Here is a 3,872-nt window from a genome sequence, read left to right as displayed (position 1 = left end):
CTACTGAAGTTCCAGTTCTGGGGAAAACGAGGCCAGCGGAACCGAAGAATGGCTGCCGAGGGGCAGCGGGCGACCTCGACCGAAGCGGACCCGTGAGAATTCTCGCGGGCGGTAGAAAAGGCCGAGCCATGCGGTGAGGGTCTGCAGCCGGACGGTATGACGAACGAAGGCCCAAGATGCCGAAGCGCAGTTACAGGCATCACACAGTCGCCCCGTTCGACGCGCCTCCTGACATCAGTGGCGTTGGCGGCTCGCTGTGTTCACGCCGCCGGGAGTATCTGCGTTGCTCAACACCATTCTGGCGCTGCTCGCCGTCCTCGCTGTCATGACCGCCCACGCAGTCTACAAGCTGGTGCGCTTGCCCTCCCAGCTCGTGCGCGGCCTGTTCAAGCACAGCTCCAAGCCGACACAGCTGACGACGCGCTAAGGTATCGCTGCCCGCGTGCGGATGGCAGCGGGGAACTCTGCCTCGTATAACCAGTTGGCCCAGCAACTGTATCGAGCAACACCGCCCCTGTATTGTTCGGTACAGAAGTGCCCGGCCCAGGATCATCTCCCCTGGGTCGGGCTTTTTTGTCTAACAGCAACATATTGATACAAATCTGCGACGCCTTGTACTTCCCCGCATGGGATCCAGCGTGCGGCAAGCAGAGTTTTCGGATCACGCTTCTTGGATAGGAGATGATCCTGATGAAACGTCTTGCTCTTGCCTCAACGGCGGTGCTGGCCGCGCTCGCCTTTGTTCCGACCGGTGCTGATGCACGTGGCTTCGGCGGCGGTGGCTTCCGTGGCGGCGGCTTCGGTGGCGGCTTCCGTGGCGCTGGTTTCCGCGGTGGCTACGGCGGGTTCCGTGGTGGGTATGGCCGCTACGGCTACGGCTATGGCCGTGGATACGGTTACGGTGGCCTCGGACTGGGTCTCGGTTTGGCCACGGGTGCGGCCGTCGGGTATGGCCTCGCCGGCGGCTACGGGTACCCCTACGGCGGCTACGGCTATGGGTATGGTGGTCCTTACGGTGGGTACGCTCCGGTGGGCTACTATGGCGGCCCCTACGGCTACTACCGCCGGCCCTACGGCTATGGGTACGGGTACTGAGATCAGCACACGGGCGCCGTACACGCGCCCGTAACCGCGCCCTGGCACTATGCCTGTGGGCCACGTTGCGTATCGGCCCACCGCTGGTGAGATCGGACGCTCCCCCGCCCCGTGAGCAGATCGGGGCGGGGCCGAGCGGCCGATGCACTCACCGAGGTCGCCGATCTGACCGCGCCATCGCAGCTTGTGTCACTCGCTCTCGGCACCGGCTCGATAGCTTATGATGCGCTCGATTTTGCCGGCCTCATCCATCTCAATGGTTACGGCCAGCGCGTCGCCGTCAGCATCATCCAAGACCAAGCAGATGGTGTTTGGCTGCTCAAACAGGCCGACGATCTCGAACGCCGGCAAGGGGCCGGGATACGCCGCCAGCTCCGCTTCGAACGCAGCCTTGGACGTCAGTCTGAAAACAGCGGCTGGTTCCGGCATCTTCGGACGGGCAGCCTCCAACCGCACTGTCTCGGCCAGCTGATCAACGACATAAGCTCGATCTGAGCGGTTCCACGCCGCAACGAGCGCTTCGCCGCGGGCTGATCCGTGCTGGATACGAGGCCGTTCGTCCGACATGTGCATGCTCGTACGGAGTGGGCCTGATGGAAATAGGCGCGATCACCGTCCAGTCGAGGATGTTCACCATATTGCGGCGTTTGGTACGCCAAGTGTCAGTTTGAATGCAGGCGTATTGACCATCTGATAACTGAATATCGGCATACTGCTGCGCGAGCTTGTCTGTATTGCGTCGGCTCCATCGTGCGGACACGGCCGCCCCGCTACCCCGTGATTAGATCGGGCGGCGGGGCCGAGCCGGCCGGTGCTCAACAAGGAGTGCGGTCATGCCGGTTGGGCGAGAGCGCGTGCTGTCAGACGACGCCCTGGACCGGCTAGCCCGCGAGCTGTTCGCCGAGGTGCGGGCGCAGCACCTGGAGAAGCCACTGGTCAAGCCTGTCGGCAATGAAGCTGGCGATGTAGGCCTCGACCTGCTCGGCTGGCTGCTGGACGCCGGCGACGACGCTGGTGATGGCGGAGATTGAGCTGTCTGCGTCTCAATCCTTGAAGATCCGGACCTCGCCGCTCGAAAGCTCATCGCGCTGGCTGGCGCACCATTGCTGCTCCCCGAAGTCCTTCACCTCGGCGTAGCGCCGCGCCAGCTCGTCCCTGAAGGCAGCGTTAGCCCGTTCCTGGCCAAGCACCTTGGTGGCTACGTCTCGCGCGGTCTGGGAGATCCGCAGCGCCGTCGTGCCGTCGATCGCGTAGTGCTTGCCGCAGAACGTGATGATGGCGGATTGCGCGCTGGAGGCCCGGAGCAGGGCCAAAGCCTGCTCCTCCTGCGTCTGCGCATGGACTGGCGCGGCGTATAGGATTGCAGCAAAGGCCAGGGCGATAAGGGCTCGGCAGCGCACAGCCATCACCTCGCACGTCTACGGGCCTATTGCCGGCATGACGCTCAAGGTTGTTAGACCCGGATTTCCTCTGCGTGAAGCCCACCCGCTCGCAGGTGTTCAGGGATGTCCCCGTGGTCGTAGTAGCCGGCCTCGTGCGCCATAGCGTCGAGGGCAGCGATCGGGTCAGAGGCTGAGCCAGTCCAGAGGATCGTGCCTGTTGCGCTCTGACGGACCTGGAACACATTCATGGACACCGCTCCCGGGCTGAACCCTGAGATAGGCGCAGTGGCCTGGGGCTGTTCCGGACCAAAGCGCAGTTGTCGAGTGTGCCGCAGGAGTAGCCCGCGCACCTTCGCCCCAGAGCACCTTTTGATCTGAAGCCAGCCGAACGTTTTGCGGCGAGGCAGGCGAGCAAAGCTCCCCCTCCCGCCTCGCCGAGCCACCGCGCGGAGTTCGAAGCAGCCATTAATCAGTACTCATCGCCCTCTAGGATCGTCAATTGAGTATCTGTACGTAGGTGTAGATATAATGGTCGGCCAATGCAGGGGCCATGCACTATCGAGAGCGTTAGATGTGGACACTGCTTGAGGATCCGTTCGGCCGTAAGCTGTTGACGCTCCTGACAACCGATCACGGCCTGCCCGGTGATCCTCGCCGCACAGTCCTCTTGCATGCGCTTCAGCAACTCCGCATCGAGGCCGATGCGCAGGGGGCGCCGGCGCCGGTTCTTCGGGCCATCTGTTCCGCACTTCGATCCATGCGCACGGAATTTCCGGCGGTCTTCCCGATGGTGAATGCCGCGTGCGCTCCGGCGGTGAACCACGACGATGCCGTGTCATCTGAGAGGTGCGCGGCTCTGTGATACGCTAGAGCGTCTCGGTCCCGATCGAAGCCTGATGTGCCGTTGTAGCCGTATCTGCTACAGCATCATCTCCCTCTGCTGATGCGCCCGAGGTGTTCGCGACCCAGACGGTGCTGTTGCAGGTGGTGACACGCGGCGACAGGCGGGTGCAGGCCAGTTCCCTGTACCTTGCTCGTGAGGTCTTGGCCGGGCGGTCGCGTGAGGGTCGGCGCAGTGCGGCGGGACTGGAGACCGCGGAGCGCCGGCCCATGGCCTAACATATCGCGCCCTGTCGTGGACGCGCGCCTGTGTATCGCCGCGTCCTAGGATAGGTACCTACAACCCAGGGGTGGTTGTCTACCGCACTGCGGTGGCCTAGGTTTGCAATGCGGGATCGCGATGGCATCGCAGTACCGCAGCCCCTCGCGGGCGTTTCCTCCCAAGACTTCGGGCCGCTCCTTCGGGGGTGGCCTTTTTTCTGTCCGGGGAGGCGTATCTATCCGACGCATTAGGGGCAGACAAGCAGGATGTTGCCTGCGCTCTGCGTCGTACAG

6 protein-coding genes are annotated in these 3,872 nt (G+C 63.5%); 4 read left to right on the top strand and 2 right to left on the bottom strand.

Translation table 11 applies throughout. The features are described from left to right. Nucleotides 1-283: 283 nt before the first annotated feature. Nucleotides 284-427 (top strand): hypothetical protein, encoded by a 144-nt coding sequence (locus tag MKK82_RS33565; protein ID WP_243988062.1) that lies wholly within the window; start codon nt 284-286, stop codon nt 425-427. Nucleotides 428-690: 263 nt separating this feature from the next. Next, on the top strand, nt 691-1,095 hold the full coding sequence (locus tag MKK82_RS33560; RefSeq protein ID WP_243988061.1) for a hypothetical protein: 405 nt from the start codon (nt 691-693) through the stop codon (nt 1,093-1,095). Between the two features lie 189 nt (nt 1,096-1,284). On the opposite strand, the gene MKK82_RS33555 is transcribed toward MKK82_RS33560, so the two are convergent. Beyond that, nucleotides 1,285-1,662 (bottom strand): hypothetical protein, encoded by a 378-nt coding sequence (locus MKK82_RS33555; RefSeq protein WP_243988059.1) that lies wholly within the window; start codon nt 1,660-1,662, stop codon nt 1,285-1,287. A gap of 287 nt (nt 1,663-1,949) precedes the next feature. Here MKK82_RS33555 and MKK82_RS33550 point away from each other — a divergent pair, with 287 nt between their 5' ends. After that, nucleotides 1,950-2,126, top strand: a complete 177-nt coding sequence (locus MKK82_RS33550) for a hypothetical protein (RefSeq protein WP_243988058.1) — start codon at nt 1,950-1,952, stop codon at nt 2,124-2,126. 12 nt (nt 2,127-2,138) lie between these two features. Here MKK82_RS33550 and MKK82_RS33545 read toward each other — a convergent pair whose 3' ends face one another. Beyond that, complete coding sequence (locus MKK82_RS33545; protein ID WP_243988057.1) at nt 2,139-2,501, bottom strand: hypothetical protein; 363 nt, start codon at nt 2,499-2,501, stop codon at nt 2,139-2,141. Nucleotides 2,502-3,048: 547 nt separating this feature from the next. Between MKK82_RS33545 and MKK82_RS33540 the strand changes: the two genes are divergently transcribed. Further along, complete coding sequence (locus MKK82_RS33540; RefSeq protein WP_243988056.1) at nt 3,049-3,339, top strand: hypothetical protein; 291 nt, start codon at nt 3,049-3,051, stop codon at nt 3,337-3,339. Nucleotides 3,340-3,872: the final 533 nt, after the last annotated feature.

The organism is Methylobacterium sp. E-046 (assembly GCF_022829625.1).
Classification (GTDB): Bacteria; Pseudomonadota; Alphaproteobacteria; order Rhizobiales; family Beijerinckiaceae; genus Methylobacterium; species Methylobacterium longum.
The sequence above is the reverse complement of the archived record's forward strand: the minus strand, read 5'-3'. Positions and strand labels throughout refer to the sequence as shown.